The following is a 23457-nucleotide window of genomic DNA, read 5'->3' as shown; positions in this document are numbered from 1 at the left end:
CTGGTTAGGGTTTTTTAAGAGAATAGGGTGTTTTTAGGGTTTGGAAAGTTTAATATATTTGTATGGATTGTATAAATTTAGTTCTTTTAAAAAAGTTGTTTGGGTGATCGGCTACTTGGTTTATTGATAGAATTTTAAATAAAAAATAGAAATTAATATATAAATTCACGATGAAATTGTTAATTTTATTAATTATTAAGTTTAATTAACATAAACTTTATATATAAAAGTTAATATAATTTAAATAAGATAATTTATATCTTAAACTATTTATTTCATAATTATATTATCTTAAAAATTTTATTTATAAGGTGTATCTTATGAAAAAGCTTATTTCTAAGGGAAAGGTTTTAACCCTATTACTTGGGGTGGGATTTGCTTTAAATGTGAGTAGTGCAGAAAATTCAAATGTTCTTATTCAAGGAGAAGCTGCACAAGATGGCGATACTAAACCAAGAACGCTTGAGGGTTATGTGCACCAAGAAGATGCGTTTTTTAAATATCTTAAAGAACATCATCCTATGTTTAAATATGAAAAAGAAGGTCGTATAGTAGGTAAATATGCTATTAGTGATAGGGAAGAAGAATATGTAGAATTTTCTAATGGTCCTACTTTTGCACAGCAAAACAATCTAGCTCATACTTCAGTGACTTATCGTTTAGGAATGGAATCTTTTTTAGATTTTCCAAATAAATTTGTAGGTCCAAAAAAATGTGGTGAATGTCATCCTGCTCAATATAAAGCTTGGGAAAGATCACGTCATGCAAAAACCGTTCGTTTTCCTGATGAGTTTGAAGAAGTAGGAAATGATTTAAAAAAACCTATGTATAACTCACAATCTACTATTTTACCAGATGGAATTTATCCTGATGATGTCTATGCTGTAATTGGAACACCTAGAACAAAATATGGTTTTATTGATAGATGGTTGGTTCGTGGAACTTATCATGTTGAAGATGGAAATCTTAGTAATATGACAGGAAAAATTGTAGCTGGCGGCAATCAATTCTCAAGGCTTTGGAGTGAGTTTTTAACACCTGAAATGACCAAAAAAATAGCAGAATTTTCTCCAGGTTTCCCTACTACTATGGAACAATTTGGAGGTAATGGCTCTCAAGTTTGGGGAACAAATTCTTATGCAGCACAATATCGTAAAAATATGCTTTTTCAGCCTGCAAGTTCTTATTGCGAAACCTGTCATAGTTTTAAATTTGATTTTAAAAGCAAAGAAGAATTTTATAAAGCTTTAGGAAATACTCAAGAGCTTAGAAAACATACAATTTCAAAAGGTATTTCTTGTGAAGAATGTCATGGTGCAGGTGCTCATCTTTATGGTGCTAGAGGTGCAGGTATGCCATCAAACTGCGAAAGATGTCATCAAAGATTTTCTTATAATGAAGAAGATGCTAAGAAAAATCCTAGAAAACCATTTAATGCCTTCTTCAAATCTAGCTGTCCAGCTTGTGGAACTGAAGGTGCGCAAATGTATAGTTCAGCTCACTATGATAAGGGTATGAGATGTTCTACTTGCCACGATCCTCATGAGGTTACTTTCAATGATTGGAAAGATGGATATACTAAAGTAGGGCTTAAAAAAACTTGTACAGATTGTCATGACACACAAGCTAGCTTCTTTAAACAAGGAGGAATTCATTCAAAAGATAATTGTACAGCTTGTCACATGCCAAATATGATGAGTTGTGAAAACTTTGGAGCAGTTCAAAATCCCGATAAAGGTGGATTTGATAATGTTAGAGCTTCTCACATTTGGAAAATAAAAGTTGATAAAACTGCTAAAACTCTTAATCCGCCAGAAGGTAAAGAAAGATCTCCAAAAACTTCAGGATGGACCATCGCTAGAGATGATGATGATGGAAGATTTTTCCTTGATTTAATGTGGGCTTGTGGACGTACAAGTTTTAGTGATCCAAATTTAATGGGGCCAGGTGCAAGTGGATGTCACAGTGCGGTTCAGTCAAATTTACCTAAAAAACTTCATTTTACAGATCAAGAGACTATCTACGACATTGTTGTAGGTTGGCAAAAACCTGTAAAAGATGGATATGAAAATATTCTTAAAGGCGTGAAAGAAATTGATAAAGCTATGGCTGAAAATCCTAAACTTTCTGTAGAGAAAAAATCTCGTGTTATTACTTTGGCAAATCAAGCAAGGGCTATTGCAGAAAAATTGCAAAAAGATGGTTCTTGGGGTGTGCATGGTCCCGTTTACTCCAAAAAAATAGTAGATGAGGCTTTGGTTTATATACAAGAAGCTAAAAACATTTTAAAATAAAATTTTCGCCCATTTTTTGGGCGAGTTTAAGGAGTAAATTTTGAAACAAAGTTTAATAAAATTTATATTGCTTGCTGTTTTTTGTTTTTCAACCCCTTTTTTACTTGCCGACGGAAAAATTCAAATAGGTATAGTTGAAGGTGTAACTCCTATCAGCATGAAAGATGCTGAAAAACTTTTAGGGCAAAAAAATGTATATTTTGTGGATGTTAATTCCAAGGAAGAAAGAGAAGTTGCAGGTAATATACCTAATGCTGTTTTAGTTGATGCGCAAAATTGGCAAAATTTATTACCTGATGATTTTAATGCAACTTTAATTTTTTATGGGTCGAATCGTTTTACTTTTGATGCTTCTAATATTGCAAATTTAAGCCAAAAATTAGGCTATACCCATGTTTATGTTATGTTAGATGGTATAGAATCTTGGGTGCTTTCTGGAAGAAAAGTTCAAAAAGAACAAATAGAAAAATGGCAAAACGCTAAAAATTTAGATGATTTTAAAGATAGCATTCATTCAAGAATGTATTTTGGAGATGTTCCAAGTTGTAGGGATTGCCACGGAAAAGGCGAAGATAAAAAATCTATTCGCTACAATAATGCTGCAAATTTAGATCTTATCAATAAAAACTGCGCAAGTTGTCATAAAGATGTAGATAAAGAATTTAAACACAGCATTCATCAAAATATCAGCCAAATACAACTTGATAAAGATGGAAAAAAGAAAAAAATTCCAACTTGTACTACTTGTCATGATATCCACAACAACGATCCGTTAATGAATGCAATGACCTTAAAACAAAGAAGTGATTTTAAATGCGGTGAATGTCATCAAGATAAACAAGATCGCTATCATGATACTTTTCATGGTAAGGCTATGGTATTAAATAGTCCTGGTAGTGCTCCAAAAATCGCAGCCTGTTATGATTGTCACGGCAAACACAATATTTTAAAAGTTGAAGATTTAAACTCAACCCTATCGTCTTTAAATCGTGTTCAAACTTGTGCACAATGTCATCCAAATTCTAATGAAAATTTTGCCAATTTTATTGCACATGCTGATCATAGTGATGGAGAAAACTATCCTTTACTTCACGGTGCTTATATCTTTATGACCGCTTTAGTGATAGGAGTTTTTGTATTCTTTGGTTTGCATACTTTACTTTGGAGTATAAGACTGATTTTAGCAAGACTTTCACATCCTATAGAATGGAAAAAAGCAAAAGAAAATGCACACAATGACAAGATTTTAATCAAACGTTTTTCAACCTTCCATAAAATTCAGCATTTCTTTATGGCGGCAAGTTTCTTAGGGTTAGCTTTCTCAGGTTTGCCACAAAAATTTTATACCGCTCCTTGGGCACAAACCATGATAGATCTTATGGGCGGACCAATCGGTGCAACCATAGTGCATCATATTAGTGCTATTGTTATGTTTATAGTCTTTTTCTCTCATATTGGAGAAATCATACTTGTAAACTGGAAAAGAAGAGATTTAGTGCGTGATCCACAAACAGGAAAACTTGATAAAATGAAAATTTTAAAAGCCCTTTTTGGACCTGATTCTTTAATGCCAAATTGGCAGGACTTTAAAGATATGAAAGCACATTTTAAATGGTTCTTTGGCATGGATGAAAGACCACAATTTGACCGCTGGACTTATTGGGAAAAATTTGACTATCTAGCAGTATTTTGGGGTATGTTTGTTATAGGACTTTCAGGATTGGTTTTATGGTTCCCTACTTTCTTTAGTGCCTTTTTACCAGGTTGGATGATCAATCTTTGTTCTTTAGTGCACTCTGATGAAGCTTTACTTGCAACAGGATTTATCTTTGCAATCCACTTCTTCAATACTCATTTTAGAGCAGATCGCTTCCCTATGGATATGGTAATTTTCTCAGGAACCCAAAGTGAAGCCGAGATTAAACAAGAAAGAAATGCGTATTATCAACGCCTAAAAGAAAGCGGAAAGCTTGAAAGTTTATATGAGAAAAACTCTAAATTTAATTCTTATAAAGGCATTGCTAAATTAGCAGGTTATTTGATGCTGATTACAGGAATGATCTTTTTATTCTTGATGATTTATGCTTTTATAGTGGATTTATTAAAATAATAATTGCCTAGATTTTCTAGGCAATTTTAAATGAAAGGATTTGATGTTAAAAAAACTGATTTTAGGATTTATAATATTATTATTTTGTGCTTGTAATGATGAAAAAATAGATGAAAATATTCTTTCCAAAGGAACAAAAACTACAGAACAATACAAACAAGATACAAACAATCTTGATCTCAACTCTTACAAAGAAATCGCAGAATTTTTTAAAGACAATCAAAATATTGTTTTTTCTGACAAACCTGTGCTAATTATTTTTAGTGCAAATAATTGTGTTTATTGCGATAAATTAAAACACGAAATTCAAAACAACAAAGAAGTTCAAAATATCTTAAAAAACACATATAATTCTTATTATATCAATACAAGTTATCATAAAATTCATAATTACGACAATAAAAAAACAAGCACAGAAGAACTTTCAAGAGAATTTAATATAGACGCTACGCCTACTTTGGTATTTTTTACTCCTAAACATAAAACTTTACTAATTTATCCTGGTTTTATGAGTGCTAAACGCCTTGCTTTGACTATGGAAATTTTAAAAGATGAAAAAAATCAAAAGCTTAATGAAGATGAGCTTTTTAAAACACTTTTTCTAGCATACAAGGAGAAAAATGTTTAAGAAAATCTTTTTTTCCTTTTGGATGAGTCTTATTTTACTTTTTATCTATGCTCTTTCTTGTGCAGTAGCGACTTTTGTCGAAAATGATTTTGGCACAAATGCTGCTAAAGCCTTAGTTTATAATGCTTTATGGTTTGATATCTTACACCTTTTGCTTTTAATCAATCTTATAGGTATTATTTTTATACACAAACTTTTACAAAGAAAAAAATATGCTTCCTTGCTCTTGCATAGTGCTTTTATAGTAATTTTACTTGGCGCTGCAATCACGCGTTATTTTGGCATAGAAGGAGGTATGCACATTAGAGAAGGACAAAGTTCTGATATCATTGTGACAAGAGATGAATTTATAGCCTTAATGCTTTATAATGATGAAGGTAAGGTTGTAGAATATCAATCCTTTGGAGTAGCTTTTAATCCTTTACTCCATAATAGTTTTGAAAAAAAAGTTTCCATGCAGCAAAATAAAACTATAAATTTAAAACTACTTGATTATGAAAAAGCTCCTAATGCAATGAGCAATCCTATCATCAAAATGCAAATTTCTTTTAATAATGAAAGCAAAGAAATTTTACTCACTCCAAATTACAACAATGAAAATGTTTTACCTTTTAGACTAGGAGGTGAAATTTTTGCACTCAACTGGGGTCCTGAAGAGATCAAACTGCCTTTTTCTTTGGCTTTAAAAGATTTTATCCTAGATCGCTACGCAGGTTCTATGAGTCCTTCTTCTTATGCTTCAGATATAGAAGTGATCGATCAAGATAAAAGTTTTGAGTATAAAATTTTTATGAATAATGTTTTAGATTATGGCGGATATAGATTTTTTCAAAGTTCTTATGATCAAGACGAACAAGGCACCATACTTTCAGTCAATAAAGATCCTGGAAAAATTCCAACCTATATAGGCTATACTTTGCTGACTTTAGGTTTTTTATGGATTTTATTTGCTCAAAACTCAAGATTTCAAAAATTATCAAACTATCTTAAAAATCAAAAAAATCTTTTATTAATTCTTTTTTGTCTTTTTGCTTTTAACATAAAAAGTTTTGCCGATGAAAACACCTTAAAGCTTATACAAAATATCAAAGAAAATTCTGCAAAACATTCTATGCTTTTTGGAAGCTTACTTGTGCAAGACTTTGATGGCAGGATAAAACCTATCGATACTTTAGCGATGAATTACATCCATAAGATTACCAAAAAAAATGATTTTTTGGGTTTAAACTATAATCAAATTTTTCTTGGTATGATGATGTATCCACAACATTTTAGACAAATAAAAATGATTAGCGTAAAAACTGCAAAGCTAAAAGAAATTTTAGGCGTGGATAAAAATGAAAAATATCTTGCTTATGATGATGTTTTTGATGGAGATTTTTACAAACTTTCAAACTATATAGAAGAAGCAAACCGTAAAAAACCTACTTTAAGAGATCAGTTTGATAAAGATATTTTAGCTCTTGATGAAAAAATCAACACTGCTTTTTATATCTATAGCGGAGAAATTTTTAGAATATTTCCTGATCCAAGCCAAAAAACCTATACTTGGTATTCTCCTACTACACCTATGCCTTTTGATTTAAAGGATATAGAAAATATACAAAGCTTATTGGCAAAATATTTTTTTGATTTTGAACAAGCTTTTAGTACCAAAGATTTTTCTAAAGCCGATGAAAGTTTAGAAAGACTTAAAAATTTCCAAAATTTTTATAGATCAAATCTTATCCCTACACCTACTCAAATTTCTTTAGAGCTTTTTTTAAATCATTATAATATTTTTGACAATCTCACCCCTATTTATCTTTTACTAGGTAGTATGCTTTTTATCTTATTAGTCTATGAAATTTTAAGCCTTAAAAAAGCTCCAAAAATGCTTAAAAATGCCATTTTTATTCTCATTGCTTTAAGTGTTTTAGCTCATGCTTTAGCTTTAATCTTTCGTTGGTATGTAGGAGATCACGCTCCTTGGAGTAATGCTTATGAAAGTATGGTTTATATAGCTTTTGCTTGTGCTTTTGCGGGACTTGTTTTTTACAAAAGATCTTCTTTAGCGCTTTGTACTGCAAGTATTATGGCTGGAATTTCTCTTTTTGTAGCACATCTTGGTTTTATGGATCCACAAATTACAAATCTTGTGCCCGTTTTAAAATCCTATTGGCTTAATATCCATGTTTCTATCATCACTGCAAGCTATGGATTTTTAGGACTTTGCTTTTTGCTTGGAGTATTTAGCTTGATTTTATTTATGTTAAGAAATCCAAAAAAAGCTCAAATAGATCAAAGTATTTTAAACTTACATTGTATCAACGAAATGGCGATGATAATAGGACTTGCTTTACTCACTATAGGAAATTTCTTAGGTGGAGTTTGGGCAAACGAAAGCTGGGGAAGATACTGGGGTTGGGATTCTAAAGAAACTTGGGCTTTAATTTCTATTATTGTTTATACTATGATTTTACATCTTAGATTTATCTCAAAATTTAACAATCCTTACGCCTTTGCAAGTGCGAGTGTTATAGGATTTTATTCTATTTTGATGACTTATTTTGGGGTAAATTTCTATCTATCAGGATTGCATTCTTATGCAGCAGGAGATCCTGTGCCTGTGCCTAAATTTTTATATTTTTTCATTGCTTTTACAGTGATTTTAATTTTAGGAGCATTTTTTAAAAGAAGACTTAAAAATCCTGTATAAATTTACCCTTGAAATTTCAAGGGTAAATAAGAAGTTAGAATTCTTTTCTTGTATCCATAGAACCTACGATTTTTCCAGTTTTTGGATCGACCATGATAGCATTTACATCACCCATATAAGGTTCTTTGGTAATTTTATAGCCCATTTTTTCAAGATTGTTTTGCACATCTTTGATGATTCCAAAAGGCTCTGTTCTGATTTCATCAGGTAGCCACTGCATGTGAAATCTTGGAGATTCTACCGCTGTTGATATATCCATTTTATGATCGATCACATTTGAAATCACTTGTAAAACTGTCGTGATGATCCTAGAACTACCTGGGCTACCTACTACCATAAATACTTTTCCATCTTTTAGTATGATAGTTGGACTCATAGAGCTTAAAGGTCTTTTTTTTAGGTTCTATAGCATTAGCTTCTCCGCCTACAAGTCCGTATAAATTTGGCACCTCTAGTTTGATTGAAAAATCATCCATTTCATCATTGAGTAAAAACCCTGCCCCTTCAACCGCAGCGCCCGAACCATAACTCGCATTGATCGTATAGGTAATGCTTACAGCATTGCCTTTGCTATCTAGTACAGAATAATGAGTGGTATTATGTCCTTCGTGAATTTGCCCTAAACCAGGTTTTACTTTTGAGCTTGGTAAAGCCTTATCTTTTGGAATTTTTGCATAAATTTCTTTGGCGTATTCTTTGCTTGTAAGTTTATCAAGTGGGATTTTTACAAAATCAGGATCGCCCATGTATTCTGATCTATCCGCATAAGCTTGACGTATAGCTTCAGCCATTATGTGTAAAGTTTTAGAGCTTGCAAAGCCTAAATTTTCTATATTGGCATTTTCCATGATATTTAAAATTTCGATGATGTGAGCACCCCCACTGCTAGGTGGCGACATGGAAATGATATCATAACCCCTATAAGTACCTTCTACAGGTTTTCTCCAAATAGCTTGGTATTGTGCTAGATCTTCTTTAGTGATAATGCCTTGTTTTTAGCCATATCCGTTGCTATTAAATCAGCGATTTTTTCCTTATAAAAAGCATCAGGACCTTCTTTTGCGATAAGTTTTAAAGTTTTTGCTAGATCTTTTTGGACAAACAAATCTCCGCTTTTATAAGTGTTGCCATCTTTTTTAAGGAAATATTTGCTTGAACTAGGAAATTCTTTAAACATATCTTTAGCTTCTAGCATGGTTTGTTCTTGTCTATCGTTGATGAGATAACCTTTTTCAGCTAGTTTTATAGCAGGAGCCATCAAGTCTTTTAGTTTCATAGTGCCGTAGCGATCAAGCATAGCACTCATACCTTTAACCGTTCCTGGTACTCCAGCAGTTAGATAACCTATGGTTGAAGCATCTTTTATAACCTCTCCTTTGCTATCAAGATACATATTTCTGCTTGCTTTTAAAGGTGCCATTTTTCTAAAATCAAGCGTGGTATTTTCTCCATTGGCTAGATGAATGACTGCAAAACCACCACCTATGTTTCCTGCTGCAGGATGCACTACAGCCAAAGCATAACCTACAGCTACAGCTGCATCTATGGCATTTCTGCCTTTGTCAAGAACTTCTTTGCCTATTTTATTGGCTAGTTCATGACTTGATAAAACAAGTCCTGTGCCTGTTCTATCTTGTATAGGTGGATTAGCTGCACCAAAACTTAACGTGATTGAAATCGCAAATATAGCTAAATAACGCATTTTACTCCTTTTTAATGATATATAGAATTATTGTAACAAAACTAGGGGTATTGATAAATTTAAAAAATGATATATTTTTATAAAAATATTTAAAATTTTAAAATTTTAAAATTTTGTATCAAATATTCTCATTTTATATAATTATTTTTTTATAAAATTACAAAAAGTAACTTTTAAATTTTATACCAAACTTGAGATTTTTTTGCTAAAATATTTAAAATTTATTGAAAGTGCAATATGAAATTTGAAGCTATAAATGAAAAAGAATTTTTAAATCCCTACCACCGCAAAAAGCCTATCTTAGAAACAGAACTAAACGAATTTATCAAAATTTTAAAAGACTATAAAATAAATTTAGAAAACAATCTCAAAAACAACGAAGATTCTCTTGTGGCAAACGCTCTTAGCAAATTTTTTGATAATTTATCTTTTCAATGCGAAGTCAAAAGCATACACAAAGGTAACAGTGGTATAGACTTAGCCTTAAAAAAAGATGGCCTTACTCAAGTCATCATCGAAGCAAAATTGCCTAATTCTAGAGAATTTTTTAGCCCAAGCAAACCTAATTGCAAGGCTTTGCATGAGTGCATTTTATACTATCTTCGCGAAAGAAAAGCGCTAAATTCATCGCTTAAGCACATCATCATCACGGATTTTTATGGCTTTTTTATCTTTAAGGCGGATTTGTTTGAAGAGCTTTTTAACAAAAGCAAGTATTTTAAAGAAGCTTTTGAAAATTTTGAAAGCAAAAACTCGCTTTTTAAAGGCAATACCGATGAAATTTATCAAGAATTTGAAAAGATTTTAAATGGCGATAGCACTTTAAAAGGGCTTTTTGTGGATTTAAAACCTATCTTAGAGCAAGATAAATTAAGCTTTAGTAAGCTTAAGCCTTTGTTTAAAATTTTTAGCAAGGATTGTTTGCTAGGTGAGTTTAACCCTAACGATGCAAATTCACTCAACAACGCTTTTTACAAAGAGCTTTTATATATCTTAGGGCTTTGTGAGAGCAAACAAAACTCAAAACTCATCATCGCAAAAAGTAAAGAAAGCAAAGAAGAGCAAGGCACTTTCTATACCGCTATAAACTCTAAGCTCAAAGAAGAAAATTTTGAAACCATCTTAAAGCTTTTGCTCTTATGGCTTAATCGCATTTTGTTTTTAAAGCTTATAGAGTCAAATTTGGCGCGTTTTAATGATGATAAAAATTTGAAATTTTTAAATTTCAAAAAAATCCCTGATTTTGACAAGCTTAGTGAACTTTTCTTTGAAGTTTTAGCCAAAGAAAAAAGGACTAGAAAGAAAAGCGAATTTGCTTATCTGCCTTATTTAAATTCTTCTTTGTTTGAAAAACAAAGCATAGAAAACACGCTTGAAATTTCAAGTTTAAGCAATGATTTAAAGCTTTTTTACTATAAAAACACCGTGTTAAAAGATGATAAATGCAAGGCTAAAAAAGGACAAGTGGGGCTTTTGGAATACTTGTTTGAATTTTTGGATAGTTTTGATTTTGGTAGCGATGATGAGCAAAGCGAAATTTTAAGCCAAAAAGAACTCATAAGCTCAAGCGTTTTAGGAAATGTGTTTGAAAAACTCAATGGCTACAAAGAAGGAAGCTTTTACACGCCAAGCTTTATCACTTCTTATATGTGTAAAGAAAGCATCACAAAAGTTGTGCTTGATAAATTCAACGCTCAATTTGATCTTGATGCTAAAAATATAAGCGAACTAAGAAAGTCTTTAAGAAAAGAAGACAAAAAAGCACAAAAAGAGCTTTTAAACTCTATAAAAATTTGTGATCCTGCGGTGGGAAGTGGGCATTTTTTGGTTTCTGCTTTAAATGTTATGTTAAGCATTTATGATGAGCTAAATCTTTTTGATGAAGAATTTTACCTAGAAGTGCAAAACGATGAAATTCTCATCACGGGTAGAAAAGGCGAGTTTATAGAGTATAAACGCCCAAGTACGCCTAAAGATAAAGCCCATCTTATCCAGCAAGAACTTTTTCATACCAAAAAAGACATCATAGAAAACAATCTTTTTGGAGTCGATATCAACCCTAACTCATGCGAGATCACCAAGCTAAGGCTTTGGATAGAGCTTTTAAAACATAGTTTTTATCAAAGCTTTGATGATGAAACTTATCACGATCTTAAAACCCTGCCAAACATCGATATAAACATAAAATGCGGAAATTCTTTGGTATCTTACTTTGAAACAGGCAAAAGCCTAAGCCACTACCCTAACATCAAAGAACGTATGGGCAAATACAAACGCATAGTAAAAGACTATAAAGAAGGCTTTTACACAGATAAAAATCTCATTGCCAAGGAAATAAAAAATCTCCAAGAAAGCTTTAAAAATTTTTGTTTGAAAGATAAATTTAACAAAGAGATCAAACAGCTCACAAATGGGGCAAACGAGTATTCTAAAAAATACGGCGATTTTTTAGCCAATGAACATCACGATGAAAAATTTAAAAGCTTTTTTTCTAAAAATATGTTTGAATTCAGTTTTGATGAAAAAGTAGCAAGAAAAGAATTTAAAAATCTTTTAGAGCTTTATGAGCGTATTTTCGAACTAGAAAAATCACATCCTTTTGAATGGCGTTTTGAATTCCCTGAAATTTTGGACGATGATGGAAATTTCAAAGGCTTTGATCTAATCATCGGCAATCCACCTTATATAAGACAAGAGGAGCTTAAAGAACTCAAGCCCCATTTAGCTAAAAATTATAAGGTTTATAAAGGCACGAGCGATATTTATACTTATTTTTATGAACTAGGATTTAATGTTTTAAAAGATAGGGGGGGGGGTATTGAGCTATATCACTTCTAACAAATACACGCGTGCAGGATATGGGGAAGCTTTGCGTGAATTTTTGCTTAAAAATGTTAAGTTTTTAGAATACACTGATTTAAACGGCATAAAAGTTTTTGATAGTGCTACAGTGGATACTTCCATACTTTGTTTTGAAAAATCAAAAAGCAAAGATAATAAATTCAAATACCTTGCCCTAAGCAATGAAATTTTAAAAACTTGTGCTTATGACATTGGCTTATATAAGGACTTTGCAGAATTTTCGCAAAATTCTTTAAGCAAAGAAAGCTTCACTTTTAGCGATGAGAATACTAGTGCCTTAAAGGCTAAGATAGAACGCATAGGAACTCCGCTTAAAGAATGGTATGGGCTTAATATCAACTATGGGATAAAAACGGGCTTAAATGAAGCCTTTATCATCACTACTGAAAAAAGAAATGAAATTTTAGCAAATTGCAAAGATGAAGCCGAAAAAGAACGCACCGCCAAACTCATACGCAAAATGCTACGCGGACGCGATATAAAAAGATATAGTTACGAGTGGGCGGGACTTTGGGTGATAAATACTCACAATGGTTACAAAAATCAAAATGGAGAAAAAGTAGAAGCGATAAATATAGAGCATTATCCTAGTTTAAAAAAGCATTTTGATGAATTTTATCCACAACTAGAAAAAAGAGCTGATAAAGGCTTGACTCCTTATAATCTTAGAAATTGTGCTTATTTAGATGAATTTGAAAAGGAAAAGATAGTTTGGAACCCAGTAAGCGGAGAATATTTATTTTCTTATATTAAAGAACATATATTTTTTAATAATTCTTTGTTTATGATGACTTTAGATGTTTTTAGTTTGAAGTATATATTAGCTTTTATGAATTCTAATTGTTATAAATGGCTAATTACTTTAAAAACAAATTTAATACAAACAGGTTCTTATGCTTATGGAGCTAAAGATAAAATAGAAAGACTTCCTATACCAAAAATAAATTCAAAAAATGAAAAATTAGCCAATGAGCTTATAAATTTAGTCGATGAGATTTTAAAAGCCAAAGAACAAGACAAAAACACAAACGCCCAAGAACTAGAAAATAAAATCAATTCTATTGTTTATAAACTTTACAATCTTACCGAAGAAGAAATAAAAATCATTGAAGGGAAATAATGGAAAAAAATAAAACAAGCTATAAAAAATATATTCAAAAATTTAGAAGTACATAAGGAATATATAAGATTTGATAGTACGGAACAAATTTATATCATAGAAGATTATTTAAATAATAAAATTATTGAAATTAAAAAAAGACATAAAATTTGATAATCTGATGGATTATCCTTTAAAATTTTCCTATTGTAATTTTTTAGAAACTGTAATTGGGTGGAATAAAACCTTCAAAGAAAAAATTATTTTTAAAGAAGTAGTATTTTGTAAAGTAGTAAATTTCTCATTCAGTATATTTGATAAGAATATTAACTTTTCAAATGTTAAATTTGAAGATAAACTTTATTTTGAAAAATGTCAATTTAAAGAAAAATTTGAATTTTTGGAATCAATAACTTAAAAGTAGAATTTAATAATAGTCTTTTTGAAAAGGAAGTATATTTCGGCAAAGAAATTAATGATAAAAATATAGAAAAATTAAATAGTTTTGGAAGTTGCAGTTTTGAATATGCTAATTTTTCAAATTGTTATTTTAAAAATGAAGTTTATTTTAAAAATAATGATTTTAAGCAAGTGATTTTTAGAAATTCCAAATTTAATGATAATGTCTATTTTAATAATTCTCACTTTAAAGATTATGCTGATTTTCACGAGTGTGAATTTGAAAAAATAGCTTGTTTTTATGGAGTGAGATTTGAAAAAACTCCGAATTTCTCTCAAGCTATTTTTAAAGATAATTTTAATGCTTTAAATATTACTTCAAATTTTTATTTTGATGATTTAAAAATACAAATAAGCAAAGAATATGAAAATTTTAACAAAGATATAAAAGAAAAAGAAAATAAAAAAACTTTAGATAAATTTGCAAATGATTTTAGAGATTCTTTTAGGACTTTTAAAAATGCCTTAATAAAAGACAATAATCTTTTAGATGCTTCAAATTTTCATGAATATGAGCTTTATTGTAAAGAGATAGAACTAAAAAACAAGAAATGCAAAACATTTAAAGATGTAGTTGATAGATGGCAACTTTTATTTTATCGCAAACTTTGCGATCATCACACTAATTTGATTTTAAATTTAAAATGGTTTATTGTTATTGTAGGATTTTTTGCTTCTATTTTATTTGGTTTAAGATATGGAGATGGAAATTTAATGCAATTTTTTAATAAAGACAACGATTTGCTTAAAATGCTAAAAATATTTTAAATATAAAAGCTCTAAATGATAGCAATGCAACCTATTTGATACTTTTATATTCTTTTATAGGCTTATTTTTTGTTAGAACTTTTTTTATTTTTTATTATTTTAGTGATTTTTATTTTAATACTCGCCATTAGTCCTTATAATTTATTTAGCATGATTAATTTTGCTATCAGACATGAAACAAATAGTTTTTTAGAAAATATTATAATAATTATTTATACTTTAAGTATAGTTTTGATTATTTTCTCACTCCAAAAAACCGCACGAAAAAATTCCATAGTGCCAAGTTGAAAAATTTAAGGTATTGTGATGAAAATTTATAGTAAAATGCTAAAATATTACTGAAATCATATATTTTTGTGTGCTATAATTTAAACAATTTGATTTAGGAGGTATAAAATGAAAGCTGAAAATGTTGCAAAACACATTATAAATTATTGTTTAAGTATAAATAACCCTATAAGCAATTTGCAACTACAAAAAATATTATATTTTATAGATATTTATTATTTAATAAGAACAAATAAAAGATTGATAGAAGATGAAAATTTTAAAGCATGGGATTATGGACCAGTAATTGAAAATGTTTATAAAAAATATTCATTTTTTGCATCAAATCCTATCAATATTTATCAAAATTTTACCGAAGAATTTAATGAAAATATAAAAGGTGAATTATATGGTTACATAGATAAACTTTCCAAAATGTATCCCTCTGTTTTGGTTGAAAAAAGTCATGAATTGGGTAGTCCATGGGATAAAACAAAGAGATATGAAATAATTCTACCCGAGTTATTGGAAGAATATGCCAGCAATTTCAGAAAATGATCTTTTTGAAACTGTCGATGACACAAAAAATTTTAATCAAATAAAAGCCAAGGAACATTCTTCTTGTATCCAAACTATTTTAGAAAAATTAACCTATAATAGCTTAAAAGATATTGATGGATTGATAAAAGAAATAAAAAAATTTTATACAGATAATGAAAGACACAAATATTCTGATATTACATTGCATTTGTTTAATTTGCAACATGCTGAACAAAATGGCAAAATAGAAAATATGGAAAAAAATATAAAATTACTCATAGAGAATTTAAATTTAGAGGATGATAAAAAATTAAAAGATAAGCTTTTTAAGTTACAAGATCATGTATTGTTAGAAATTGCTAGGTTATATGAATTTAATATAATAAAAAAAGACATAGAAAAAACAAGTAAAGAAGTTCAAGAAAGCAAAAAAGACATAGAAAAAACAAGTAAAGAAGTTCAAGAAAGCAAAAAAAGTTATATAGCTATACTGGGTATTTTTTCATCTATTATTTTATCTTTTGTCGCAGGTTTAAATTTTTCAAATTCTATTCTTTCCAATATAGATAAAGCAAGTATTTATCGATTGGTTTTTGTTATGGCTTTTATAACTTTATTTGTAGGGAATATTCTTTATTTTTTATTTGCCTTTCTTTTAAAGATTTCTTTAAATATCCACTTTCAAACTAATCGGTTATTGATTATTTTTAATATTATTATATTAGCGATTATGTCAATTGACTTTATGTGTTACCTGTTTAATATAAAAACCATAGATGATATACTAGCTATGATTGATTTTTTAAAACAAAAACTAGGCGAAAAATCAAACTAAGCTCAATAAAGCTTAGCTTGAAATTTCATCATCAGTCTTTTAAGTAGTATTCTATAGTAGAAACCACTCTTATGGTTTTGATGTAAGGGGTGTTTTTATCTCTGTTGCTGATGCTAAATTGTCCTTGAGAAGCCTTTTTTATCTTGCCTAGATGGCTGTTTGAATCTTGTGCGAATTTTATCGCTGCATTTCTAGCATTGAGCGTTGCTTCTTCTATCATTTGAGGTTTTATCTCATTTAGCTTGGTGTAAAGGTATTCTATGTCATAATTATCGATTTTCGTTACTATGCCAAATTTTGCAAGACTTGAAATGTTTTCTAGTATGCTTTTTCCAAGCTTTACATTTTGCGTATAGATGAGTAAATTCGCAGTGCCTATGTATCGGTATGTAGCTTGAGTATCGTTGCTATAAGGATCGCTTAAACGATCTATGATGTTTGGCGAGTTGTAGCTGATCTCATCTTCTTTTACGCCTTGTTCTTTTAAAAATTTAATGATATTTTCTTTATCTTGTTCTAGTTCTTCGTATAAATTTGTAAGATTGTTGTTTGATCTTGTGAATTTTATAGGAAGTATCAAAGTATCCGCTTCGACTTCTTTTTGGCTTAAACCCTTTACACTTACACTTCTTTCAAGTGTTTTAAAATCACTTAAAGCCTTGTTAAATCCAAAAGCTAGAATCAAACTTGCTAAAACTATGGCTAAAGCCATAAAGATATTATTTGTTTTCATTTTTTTCCTTTATTTTGATTAGAAAATATATCATATTTGCAACCAATACGCAAGCACACATTACAAAAGCAAGGATTATCGGCGTATTTGCGTTAATAGCCCCAACCACAAAAGAAATAAGCCCTGCAAAACCAAATTGCACCGTTCCAAGCACCGCAGAAGCAGTTCCGCTATGTTCTTTAAACCTTGCCATGGCTAAAGTCGTGGTATTGGGTGCGATGAAACCAAGCATAGCGATACTTGTAAAAATACTAAGTTCAAAAAGCAAGAAATTTGGATGAAAAAAGGCATTTACAAGTAAAATCACGGTCGATATAAACATTATCATCAAAGCTTTTGCCAAGATCTTTTCGCTTTCGTATTTTAAAACCAATCTCGCATTGATATTTGCACAGATGACAAAACCTAAAGCATTTGCCCCAAAAAGCAAAGCAAATTTTTGCTCACTTAAGCCAAAAAACTGCGTAAAAACAAAGCTTGATCCTGTGATATAAGCAAACATCGCCGCCAAAGCAAAAGAAGCACATAGTATATAAACCAAAAAGCGTTTATCGTTTAAAACAAATTTGTAGCTTTTCATCGCTTCATGATGGGAAAATTTTTTGTTTTTAAGATGAGGTGCGGACTCTTTTAAGCCAAAAAGTATCATCAAAAAAAGTAAAATTCCCAAAGCAAACAAAGTCGCAAAAATACTATGCCATGAAAAATACTCTAGCAAAATTCCCCCAAAAGTTGGCGAAAGCATAGGAGCAAGAGAACTAAAAACCATCATCAAAGCAAAAATTCCTGCAGCTTCTTTGATCTCAAACAAGTCATTGACAATAGCCCTTGCGATAACCACACCTGCACAACCTCCAAGTGCTTCAAAAAATCTCAAAGCGATAAAAGCATAAATATCATCGATAATCACACAAAACAAACTCGAAACGATGAAGAAAAATATCCCTACCAAAGCTGGAATTTTACGCCCAAAAATATCACTTAAAGGCCCATATATAAGCTGTCCTAAAGCAAAAGCGATAAAAAAACTTGCGATACTAAGTTGGGTTAAAAAAGAATTAGTTTGAAAACTTTGCTCCACATGAGAAAGTGCAGGCAAATACATATCTGTAGAAAGCGGTGCTATGCTTGACATCAAAGCAAGGATAACGATGAGTTTAAATTTAGCAAAGCCGTGAATTTTGGTGTGTTTTTGCATTTGTAATCCTAATTATTCTAAAAGAATGATTTTAACAAGTCAATCTTAGAATAATCTTTGTTTTTCTATGTTAAATTTAGGGAAAAATTCTAAGGAAATTTTTATGCAAAATTTAAACCAAAATGAACAAATCAAATGCCAAAGTTGTGGAAGTTTTATCGATATCAGCGCTGCTTTATATACTCAAATTTTAGATAAAGCCAAGCAAGAAATGCTAAAACAAAAAAAGGAATTTGATGATGAGGTAAATGCCAAAAGAGCTGAATATACCAAAGCTTTAAATGATTTAAAAACTCAAAAGATAGAACAAGAAAAACTCATAAGCGAGCAAGTAAGCCAAAAGCTTCTTTTGGAAAAGCAAAAATTTGAACAAGAACTTCTCATACAAAAGCAAAATTTCCAAAAAGAATTCAGCGAGAAATTTAACAAAGAGCATGAAAATGAAATGAAAATCATGCAAGAAGAACTCGAGAAAAAAAGCAAAGAACTTAGCGAGTTTTTAAGCATAAAGGCTGAAAATGAAAGGCTAAAAAGAGAGCAAAAAGAAAATGAAGAAAGATTGAAATTTCAAGCCAAAGAAGAGGCTTTTAAAGAATTTAAAGAACAAGAAAGCAAAAATTTGGAATTTGAAAGAGAAAAAATGCGTCTTGAATTTCAAAAAAACACTCAAGAGCAAGATCTTAAATACAAAGAACTAGAAACGAATTTTAAAAGTGTAGCCCAAAAGTTAGAAGACGCACAACGCAGGATAGAGCAAGGCTCACAGCAACTCCAAGGCGAAGCAGCTGAACTACTCATAGAAGAATACATACAAAGTGAGTATTTAAGCGATGAAGTAAAAGAAGTGCCAAAGGGCGTAAATGGAGCTGATTGTCTGCATATAGTAAAGGATAATTTTGGAAATATTTGCGGAAGTATTTTATACGAGAGCAAACGCACTAAAGAATTTAATAAAGAATGGCTTGATAAACTTAAACTAGATAGTATAGCTGCAAAAAGTGATATAGCGGTTTTGATTACAAAAACTATGCCAAAAGATAAAGAAAAAACGCATTTTAAAGAAGGAATTTTGATCTGTACTTTTAATGAATTCAAAGGCGTTTTAGTAGTGCTTAGAGAAAGCATTATCAATGCTTACAAACTCAAAAATGCCCTGCAAAACAAAGATGAAAAAAATCACATTTTATACGAATACTTAAATTCTAAGGAATTTAACACGCAAATCACTTTTATACTCAAAACTTACCAAAATATGAAAGAAGAGTTAGAAGCTGAAAAAAGGGCTTTGCAAAATATATGGAAAAAAAGAGAAAGAGCTATAGAAAATCTAAGTTTTAATTCCACTGCCATAGTGAGTTCTTTAAATGCGATATTTAGCGACTTACAAGGTGGAAATTTGATAGGCGAAGAAGGGATTAAAAGTCTTGAAAATTTAGCCAAAGATGAGGATTAATTTTGGGCTAAGCCCAAAATTAATCATTCTCCTGGGAAGTGATTTGGATTTTTCCAAGGTCCGTATTTTACTTTTATGTATTCTTTAGGGTCTAAATTTTGTTGCGGTGAGGCAAAATACTCAGGTTTTAATGATGGGGATTTGCTATAAGCTGTATCAAGTCCTGCACGATTTTCTGTAGTGGTTATAGGCATTCTTACAAAACCTGTATTGACATAAGCTGCTATATCTAGTGCATCTTCATCGCTTAATATAGGATTATCCGCACTCGCACCAAAAGGCATGGCTGATTTTAAAAATCTTGCTAAAAATGGTATCATAGCCATGTGTCCACCATCAGGATAGATAAGTAAAGATGGATATAAATGTCCGCTACCTTGTTTGTAATTATCATTTTTTACCCCAAGTCCTCTTTCGCCATGGCAAGCAACGCAATTTTCTTCAAAGAGCTTTTTCCCACGTACAGGGTCAGCTGGGCGATTTGGAAAATTCATCTTAGCAAAAAAATCTCCTTCAAGCTTTACGCTGTCTTTGATACCATAGGCTTCTTTTAGCCATTTAAAATAAGCTAAAATTGCTTTCATTTCTTTAGAATCATTAGGAAATCTATGAGAGTCAGTTCCGCCCATTCCGCGAATTCTATCTTCAACAGAGATGATTTTCATCGTTTCTATATCAAGTCTTGGATAATTGTTTAGGACATTTAAAAATGGAATAACATATTTTTTTGTCCCTGGTAAACCATTGCCGTCATTGTCCATGTGACAGGAAATACAGTTTACTTCGTTGCTTGTCTTTTTTAGCTTGCTATAGGGTCCTAGAGTGCTTTCTGTCTTGCTTAAAAGCTTTATACCATAACGGATTAAATCCCCTTGCTTGCCTTTTGGAACATCATTGATGCTTAAATTTTTATTTGGCCATTCTTGCACAGGTCTTTTGGAAAGTTCCTTAAAATACTCTACTCCTTCCTTGTCGCTTAATTCTTCTCCTACTTTGTAGTCACTCACGCTTTTAGCACTAAGACTCAAACTAAGACATAAACCAAGCAATAAAATGTGTTTTTTCATGATTTTCCTCCTTTTTATTTGCAGTTCAAATTGATTTTAGTATATTTTTTCTTAAATATTAAGCATAATAAGAATAATTTAAATAAAATTAAATTTTTAAAGTGTTACTAAAAGTAATATATTTTTAAAGTATATAATTAATATTTATTAAAATTTTATGATATTAACTTTATGTTAGTTATTTAAATAGTTTATTTTTTATAGAGTTTAGATTTTCTTCTAGATTTTTGAAATTGTTTTCTAAATCTTTTTTTATATCTATAAAGAAAGGATTGCTTAAAGTAGCGATAAGATAATGATTTTCTTTAGAAAAGATATGATTTAAAGTGAAGTTTTTATCTTTAAGTTTGATATAAATTTGTTCTTCATTTTTAAAGCTAGGATTTTTGTTTGCACTTAAAATTTCGAGTAAAATTCCGCAAAAAAAGCGTTTGTTTTCGTCCAAAAACTGAATATCATAAATTTTAAAATCCTTAAATTCAAAGCAGTTTTGACTTTTAAATTCTTTCAAATCCTTTGTAAGTTCTAGTTTTAAAAAGTCTTTTTGGCTTAAACTTTGCTTTTTAAATTTCGCCCCAAAACGACGCAAAAATAAATTTAAAGCGTCAATTTGTAATTCTTTTTGTGCGAGTTTTAGTTTTTTGGCTGTAAAACGAAAGAAAAAAATACCTACAAAAACAGCTAAAATTACTGCAATTAAGGCATCTCTTATAAAAACAAAAGCTAAAAAACCTACAAGCAAGGCTTCGATAATGCTTAGGAATTTTAAGATCCCTAAGCGTTTAAGTATATAAAGTCTATTATTTTCTAAGCTTTTTAAATCCATTAAGATTTTGCTTTTTCCATTCTTTTTCTTTGAGTTGGATCAAGATAGCGTTTGCGAACACGCACATTTACAGGCGTAACTTCTACAAGTTCATCTTCTTCTATCCACTCTAAAGCTCTTTCAAGGCTTAATTTTCTAGGTGGTACAAGCTTGATTGCATCATCGCTTCCGCTTGCTCTTACATTGGTAAGATTCTTTCCTTTGATAGGATTAACATCTAAATCATTTGGACGAGAGTGCTCACCTATAATCATACCGGTATAAACTTTAGTTTGAGGTTCTATGAAAAGCACTCCACGCTCTTGAAGGTTAAACAAAGAATACCCTAAAGCTACGCCATTTTCCATAGAAATTAACGCTCCATTGTTACGCTTTTCAACCGCACCACTAAAAGGACGGAATTCTAAAAAACTATGATTCATCACGCCTTCGCCTTTAGTATCGGTTAAAAACTGGCTTCTAAAACCTATAAGTCCGCGTGCTGGAATTTCAAACTCAAGTCTTGTTTGTCCATCGCCTGTTGGTGCCATAGTTTTCATTTCAGCTTTTCTTTTGCCAAGTTTTTCTATTACCGCACCACTAAATTCCTCAGGCACATCGATAACTAAATGTTCAAAAGGTTCTGTTTTAACCCCATCTTCAACCTTTACGATAACTTCAGGTCTTCCCATGCAAAACTCAAAACCTTCACGACGCATATTTTCAGCTAAAATAGTGATTTGAAGTTCACCCCTACCGCTTACTTTAAATTTACCTTCGCCTGTGCTTTCGTATTTCATAGCAATATTAGTTTTCATTTCAGCTTCTAAACGTTCAGCAATTTTATTTGAAGTTACATGTTTTCCTTCAGTTCCTGCTAATGGGCCATCATTTACAGAAAATACTATACTTAAAGTTGGTTCTTCAATGTGTAAAGGATCAAGTGGCATAGGATTGTTTGGATCTACAACGCTATCGCCCACATCTAAAGCTTCAAAACCTGCTATAGCTACAATATCTCCACTTCCTGCTTCTTCAATATCCATTTTTTCTAAGCCCATAAAACCAATGAGTTTTGAAATTCTACCATTTACTTTGGTGCCATCAGCTTTTGCAAGCATTACGCTTTGGTTTTTCTTCACAACCCCATTGAAAATTCTAGCAATGCCTATTTTACCTACGAAATTATCATACCCTAAAGTGAAAACTTGAAGTTGTAAAGGATTATCATTTGTGCCACTTGGTGCTGGAACGCGTTCAAGTATGGTTTTAAAAAGTGGCTCCATATTATCACTTTCATCGTTTAGATCAAGCTTAGCATAACCATTTTTTGCTGCAGCATAAACTATGGCAAAGTCAAGTTGCTCATCGTTTGCATCTAGGGCTACAAAAAGATCAAAAATTTCATTGATCACTCTTTCAGGATCAGCAGCTGGTTTGTCGATTTTGTTGATTACAACTATAGGTTTAAGCCCTAAAGATAAAGCTTTTTTAACAACGAATTTAGTTTGTGGCATAACGCCTTCTTGAGCATCTACTAAAAGCAAAACTCCATCAATCATTTTTAAAACGCGTTCTACTTCTCCGCCAAAATCAGCATGCCCTGGAGTATCTATGATGTTGATTTTTGTACCTTTGTAATTGATCGCTGTGTTTTTTGAAAGTATGGTAATGCCGCGTTCTTTTTCTATATCGTTGCTATCCATAACGCGTTCTGAAATTTGTTCTCTTTCGCTAAAGGTGCCTGATTGTTTTAACAATTCATCTACCATAGTGGTTTTACCATGGTCAACGTGAGCTATAACTGCTATATTTCTAATGTTTTCCAAATTTTCTTCTCCAAAGCTAAATTTTTAAAAGCTTAGATTATACAAAAATTTAACTTAAACTACAAAGTATCAAAACTTGGAACACTTCTTGCTTTAAAAACTTATGAAAT

General features: G+C 30.9%; 14 protein-coding genes and 3 pseudogenes. 11 read left to right on the top strand and 6 right to left on the bottom strand.

Annotated features, from left to right (window positions below; all coding sequences use genetic code 11):
- Positions 1-320: 320 nt before the first annotated feature.
- From ELQ12_RS08445 to ccsA, 4 genes are read left to right on the top strand one after another with little or no spacing between them, the layout of a single operon-like run.
- Positions 321-2294 carry a cytochrome c3 family protein gene (locus ELQ12_RS08445; protein ID WP_134264705.1) on the top strand — a complete coding sequence of 658 codons (1974 nt, stop codon included), beginning with the start codon at positions 321-323 and terminating at the stop codon, positions 2292-2294.
- A 40-nt stretch (positions 2295-2334) separates the two neighbouring features.
- The gene (locus ELQ12_RS08440) at positions 2335-4404 is read left to right on the top strand and encodes a rhodanese-like domain-containing protein (protein WP_134264704.1); all 2070 of its coding nucleotides are present in this window, start codon (positions 2335-2337) and stop codon (positions 4402-4404) included.
- A gap of 43 nt (positions 4405-4447) precedes the next feature.
- Positions 4448-5032: a thioredoxin family protein gene (locus ELQ12_RS08435; RefSeq protein WP_002854502.1), complete on the top strand. Its 585-nt coding sequence runs from the start codon at positions 4448-4450 to the stop codon at positions 5030-5032.
- Complete coding sequence (gene ccsA / locus ELQ12_RS08430) at positions 5025-7730, top strand: cytochrome c biogenesis protein CcsA (RefSeq protein ID WP_044794153.1); 2706 nt, start codon at positions 5025-5027, stop codon at positions 7728-7730. Before ELQ12_RS08435 ends, ccsA begins: the two co-directional genes overlap by 8 nt.
- A gap of 34 nt (positions 7731-7764) precedes the next feature.
- On the opposite strand, the pseudogene ggt reads toward ccsA, so the two are convergent.
- Positions 7765-9432: pseudogene (ggt, locus tag ELQ12_RS08425) on the bottom strand (gamma-glutamyltransferase).
- Positions 9433-9669: 237 nt separating this feature from the next.
- Here ggt and ELQ12_RS08420 point away from each other — a divergent pair.
- The 6 genes and pseudogenes from ELQ12_RS08420 to ELQ12_RS08400 all read left to right on the top strand — a co-directional run bounded on the left by ELQ12_RS08420 (position 9670) and on the right by ELQ12_RS08400 (position 16262).
- Positions 9670-13414 (top strand): annotated as a pseudogene (locus tag ELQ12_RS08420) (class I SAM-dependent DNA methyltransferase).
- A gap of 375 nt (positions 13415-13789) precedes the next feature.
- A pseudogene (locus ELQ12_RS10865) lies at positions 13790-13978 on the top strand (pentapeptide repeat-containing protein); the annotation flags it as partial.
- 6 nt (positions 13979-13984) lie between these two features.
- Entirely contained in the window at positions 13985-14620 is a 636-nt protein-coding gene (locus tag ELQ12_RS10690; RefSeq protein WP_243834137.1) for a pentapeptide repeat-containing protein, read from the top strand.
- A 69-nt stretch (positions 14621-14689) separates the two neighbouring features.
- Positions 14690-14908: a hypothetical protein gene (locus ELQ12_RS08410; RefSeq protein ID WP_134264703.1), complete on the top strand. Its 219-nt coding sequence runs from the start codon at positions 14690-14692 to the stop codon at positions 14906-14908.
- 108 nt (positions 14909-15016) lie between these two features.
- Positions 15017-15445, top strand: a complete 429-nt coding sequence (locus tag ELQ12_RS08405; protein ID WP_070261750.1) for a type II toxin-antitoxin system antitoxin SocA domain-containing protein — start codon at positions 15017-15019, stop codon at positions 15443-15445.
- Positions 15423-16262: a hypothetical protein gene (locus tag ELQ12_RS08400; protein ID WP_134264702.1), complete on the top strand. Its 840-nt coding sequence runs from the start codon at positions 15423-15425 to the stop codon at positions 16260-16262. Before ELQ12_RS08405 ends, ELQ12_RS08400 begins: the two co-directional genes overlap by 23 nt.
- Before the next feature lie 31 nt (positions 16263-16293).
- Here the strand turns inward: ELQ12_RS08400 and ELQ12_RS08395 are convergent, their stop codons facing one another.
- Both ELQ12_RS08395 and ELQ12_RS08390 read right to left on the bottom strand, forming a co-directional pair.
- Complete coding sequence (locus ELQ12_RS08395) at positions 16294-16995, bottom strand: SIMPL domain-containing protein (RefSeq protein ID WP_002842934.1); 702 nt, start codon at positions 16993-16995, stop codon at positions 16294-16296.
- Entirely contained in the window at positions 16982-18193 is a 1212-nt protein-coding gene (locus ELQ12_RS08390; RefSeq protein WP_134264701.1) for a multidrug effflux MFS transporter, read from the bottom strand. Before ELQ12_RS08390 ends, ELQ12_RS08395 begins: the two co-directional genes overlap by 14 nt.
- 103 nt (positions 18194-18296) lie before the next feature.
- Here ELQ12_RS08390 and ELQ12_RS08385 point away from each other — a divergent pair, with 103 nt between their 5' ends.
- On the top strand, positions 18297-19646 hold the full coding sequence (locus ELQ12_RS08385) for a DUF2130 domain-containing protein (protein WP_134264700.1): 1350 nt from the start codon (positions 18297-18299) through the stop codon (positions 19644-19646).
- 23 nt (positions 19647-19669) lie between these two features.
- On the opposite strand, the gene ELQ12_RS08380 is transcribed toward ELQ12_RS08385, so the two are convergent.
- The 3 genes from ELQ12_RS08380 to typA all read right to left on the bottom strand — a co-directional run bounded on the left by ELQ12_RS08380 (position 19670) and on the right by typA (position 23347).
- Positions 19670-20713, bottom strand: coding sequence for a c-type cytochrome (locus tag ELQ12_RS08380; protein ID WP_070261747.1), 1044 nt, complete (start codon positions 20711-20713; stop codon positions 19670-19672).
- Positions 20714-20891: 178 nt separating this feature from the next.
- The gene (locus ELQ12_RS08375; protein ID WP_002871424.1) at positions 20892-21539 is read right to left on the bottom strand and encodes a hypothetical protein; all 648 of its coding nucleotides are present in this window, start codon (positions 21537-21539) and stop codon (positions 20892-20894) included.
- A complete protein-coding gene (typA, locus tag ELQ12_RS08370) occupies positions 21539-23347 on the bottom strand; it encodes a translational GTPase TypA (RefSeq protein WP_002799607.1) in 1809 nt (602 codons plus the stop codon). Before typA ends, ELQ12_RS08375 begins: the two co-directional genes overlap by 1 nt.
- Between the last annotated feature and the right edge of the window lie 110 nt (positions 23348-23457).

It is taken from the genome of Campylobacter sp. US25a (assembly GCF_004379075.1).
Taxonomy (GTDB): domain Bacteria; phylum Campylobacterota; class Campylobacteria; order Campylobacterales; family Campylobacteraceae; genus Campylobacter_D; species Campylobacter_D jejuni.
Note: the sequence above shows the minus strand (reverse complement) of the source record. Positions and strands in the feature narration are given on the sequence as shown.

Bases quoted from the DNA above. Each gene is read 5' to 3' on its own strand.
- ELQ12_RS08435 (WP_002854502.1), top strand. From the start codon at position 4,448: ATGTTAAAAAAACTGATTTTAGGATTTATAATATTATTATTTTGTGCT.
- ELQ12_RS08385 (WP_134264700.1), top strand. From the start codon at position 18,297: ATGCAAAATTTAAACCAAAATGAACAAATCAAATGCCAAAGTTGTGGA.
- ELQ12_RS08405 (WP_070261750.1), top strand. From the start codon at position 15,017: ATGAAAGCTGAAAATGTTGCAAAACACATTATAAATTATTGTTTAAGT.
- ELQ12_RS08395 (WP_002842934.1), bottom strand. From the start codon at position 16,995: ATGAAAACAAATAATATCTTTATGGCTTTAGCCATAGTTTTAGCAAGT.
- ELQ12_RS08445 (WP_134264705.1), top strand. From the start codon at position 321: ATGAAAAAGCTTATTTCTAAGGGAAAGGTTTTAACCCTATTACTTGGG.
- ccsA (WP_044794153.1), top strand. From the start codon at position 5,025: ATGTTTAAGAAAATCTTTTTTTCCTTTTGGATGAGTCTTATTTTACTT.
- ELQ12_RS08375 (WP_002871424.1), bottom strand. From the start codon at position 21,539: ATGGATTTAAAAAGCTTAGAAAATAATAGACTTTATATACTTAAACGC.
- ELQ12_RS08380 (WP_070261747.1), bottom strand. From the start codon at position 20,713: ATGAAAAAACACATTTTATTGCTTGGTTTATGTCTTAGTTTGAGTCTT.
- ELQ12_RS08390 (WP_134264701.1), bottom strand. From the start codon at position 18,193: ATGCAAAAACACACCAAAATTCACGGCTTTGCTAAATTTAAACTCATC.
- ELQ12_RS08400 (WP_134264702.1), top strand. From the start codon at position 15,423: ATGCCAGCAATTTCAGAAAATGATCTTTTTGAAACTGTCGATGACACA.